1 protein-coding gene and 2 pseudogenes are annotated in these 2808 nt (G+C 69.8%); 1 reads left to right on the forward strand and 2 read right to left on the reverse strand.

The window, feature by feature from the left end:
* Both DQW06_RS16565 and DQW06_RS16570 read right to left on the reverse strand, forming a co-directional pair.
* Positions 1 to 1646, reverse strand: a pseudogene (locus DQW06_RS16565) (hypothetical protein); the annotation flags it as partial.
* A complete protein-coding gene (locus DQW06_RS16570) occupies positions 1643 to 2008 on the reverse strand; it encodes a hypothetical protein (protein ID WP_117198868.1) in 366 nt (121 codons plus the stop codon). The gene DQW06_RS16570 and the pseudogene DQW06_RS16565, both read right to left, overlap by 4 nt.
* Positions 2009 to 2333: 325 nt before the next feature.
* Between DQW06_RS16570 and DQW06_RS16575 the strand changes: the two are divergent.
* A pseudogene (locus tag DQW06_RS16575) lies at positions 2334 to 2808 on the forward strand (site-specific integrase); the annotation flags it as partial.

Here is a 2808-nt window from a genome sequence, read left to right on the forward strand (position 1 = left end):
TCGCGTGCGTGGGTGTGGGCGTCGATCGCCTCCTCAAACCGGCGCATTTCCAGCAAGGCAACGCCGAGTCCACCCCAAGCTGATGCCTCTCCTGATTGATCTCCAATGATGTGCGCAGCGATCTGAGCGGAGCGCGAGAGTTGCTCGCAGTCCTCGAAGCGTCGCTTGAGGCTTAGGTACCCGCTCAGATGCAGGGCCAGGGCGATGGCGGTAGCGGTGTGTCCGAGGGTGGGGGCGGCTAGGGCCGCAGTCACCAGAGTGGCGCGCTCGGCGTCCAACCATCCCAGGGCCGTGTCCCGATCGGGAAAGAGATCGGGGACAGGTTGTCCGACCAGGGTCTCCAGGTGGGTGTCGGCCGCTTTGGTGGTGGTGGTGTAGTGGTCCAGCAGCCTGGCCAGCGCCTGGTCGCGTTCGATGGATGGGTGGGGGTGGGTGCGGGCATAGTCAGCGAGCAGGTCATGGGCTCCCCACCGGCCGGGTGCTGGTTGGGTGAGTAGATGCGCGGCCGCCAAATCCTCCAACGCCTCCTCGACCTCATCGAAGGGGAGGTCGGTCAGGGCCGCGGCCGCTGAGGTGCCCAGAGTGGGTCCCGGTGCGGAGGCCACGAGCAGGAACACCCGGGCCTGGTCGGGGGGCAGGTGGGCCAGGGAGGTGTCGAAGACTGCTCGCAGTACCCGCGCCTGCCCGGCGTCACGGTCGGGATCGGTGAGTTTGTCCACTCGGGAGGCGGCGTTCTGTAGCCGGTCGGCCAACCGGTCCGGGGCCAGGTGGGGGTTGCGTTTGAGGTAGGCGGCGGCGATCTCCAACGCCAACGGCAACATCCCACACAAGTGGGCCAACCGGGCCAGTCCCGCATCGTCGTGGGCGCGCGGGTCCTTGGGGGTGTGGGCGCTTAGATCCGAGGTCAGGAGTGCGATGGCCGCTTCGAGACCGAGGATGTCCAGGTCCAGGTGGCGGGCTCCGGTCAGGGAGTGCAGGCCGCCGCGGCTGGTCGCCACCAGGCGGTGCCCGCCGGTGCCGGGCAGCAGGGGGCGCACCTGGGAGGTGGAGTTGGCATTGTCGGCGACCACCAGCACCGGACGATGTCGTTCGTCGGCCTCGGTGAGAGCGGCCAGCGCCGACCGGTAGAAGGAGGTCCGCTCCTGCACCCCCGCCGGGATGTCTTTCGGGTCCGCCCCCGTCTGGCGCAGCAGCACGTCCAGGGCCGCTTCCGCGGTTAGGGGTTGGGCGCCGGAGGCGTAGCCGCGCAGATCCACGAACAGTTCGGCGCAGAACCACTGCTCGTGGTGGGCGATTGCGCCGGCGGCCAGGGCCAGAGCGGTCTTGCCGACCCCGCCCATCCCGGCCACAGCGGAGACCACCACCCCACCTGAGACGTTCACTTCTTGCTGTTCCTGGTCGGCCTCCCCAGCGCCTTTAAAGGACCTGGTCTCCGCGGGAGTGGGGGCAAGCTCGGCTAGCAGCTCCTGTAGGTCCTGCGCCCGGCCGACCAGTGTGGTGGGGGGCGGGGGCAGGGCGTGCAGTGCGGCGGCCACGGGCCGGGGCAAGTGAAGGACCTGCTGGCCGATGACGTCGCCGCCGGCTTTGATCCACCGCTGATCGATGTAGGAGGCGGGGAGGTTTGCGTCCTTCTCGGGGCGGGTCACTGGGGCGGCTCTGTGGGCGGGTGGACCTGTTGGCCGATCACGTCGCCCCCGGCACGGATGCGCCGCAGCCGAATCCGGCTCCCGCCCGTGACGGGGGAGGGGCCGACCCGGCCTTTGACCGCTCCCTTGGTCCGGACGCGGTCCAGTTCGACGACGTCACCGTCACCGGTCTCGTGAGGGGCTGGCCACAAAGCCACCATCAGGGTCGCCACGGCCACCGCCAACGACGCGATACCGGCGACCTGGTTGAGCTCGTTCAATCCCCACCCCAGACCAGGGAGCACCCGGGGAGCCAGCCAGAACGCGGCCAGCACTAACGCGATCACGCCCAGGGCCAACACCCAGGCCTTCTTATGTCCCATAGGGCGATTGTTCCGCGTGCGTAGGGGTTACGGCCAGGTGTGGCAGAAAAGGGCCACCCTAGAGAACCGTCCCCTGCTGTCGGTGCTGACTGGGGGCGTGTCGAGGACAGGTGAGCCCAAGACGGCGAATACCCGGGGCGCGGGGTGTCTTCGGTCGGGCGCTCGCACCACCTCAGCAGCGCTTCGCGGAGAGTGCTTCACTTCTGGAAACGAGCATTCCCGGAAGTAGGCTGGCGGGGTGACTTCTGGAAACACATCTTCCTCCGCCGAACAGGCCGCCGATTCGACTTCTGGAAACACACGCACCGGGCGGCCGCGCCGAACCGTGGCGCTGCCCGGCGACCTGGACGCCGAGCGCGCGGCTTTCGCCGCGAGGCTGGCCTCGGCGACCGACCTGGGCGCGGCCACCCGCGACAAGTACCTGCGCAACGTCGGCTACTTCCTGGCCTGGCTCGCCGACGCGCGCGAGGCCGGCGCCCTGGACGGCGACCCGATGGCCGATCCGAACGCGCGGGACTGGGCGGTGCGCGACTACCGGCGCACCCTGAAGAACACCCGCACCGGCAGCGGCGGGCGCCTGTCGGCGGCCACGATCAACAACCGCCTGGCCGCGCTCGACACGTTCTTCACCCTGCGCGGCTCGGGACGCCCCGACGTAGTGCGCGAACACCTGGCCCGCCCCAGCGCTCCCCACGCGCTCGATGCCCGCGCCAAGCTGCGGTTCCTGCGCACCGTAGCTCGGGACGCCTCGGTGCGGGACCGGATGATCTGCCACCTGGCCTACTACGCCGGGCTCCGGG

It is taken from the genome of Nocardiopsis sp. TNDT3 (assembly GCF_003427465.1).
Taxonomy (GTDB): domain Bacteria; phylum Actinomycetota; class Actinomycetes; order Streptosporangiales; family Streptosporangiaceae; genus Nocardiopsis; species Nocardiopsis dassonvillei.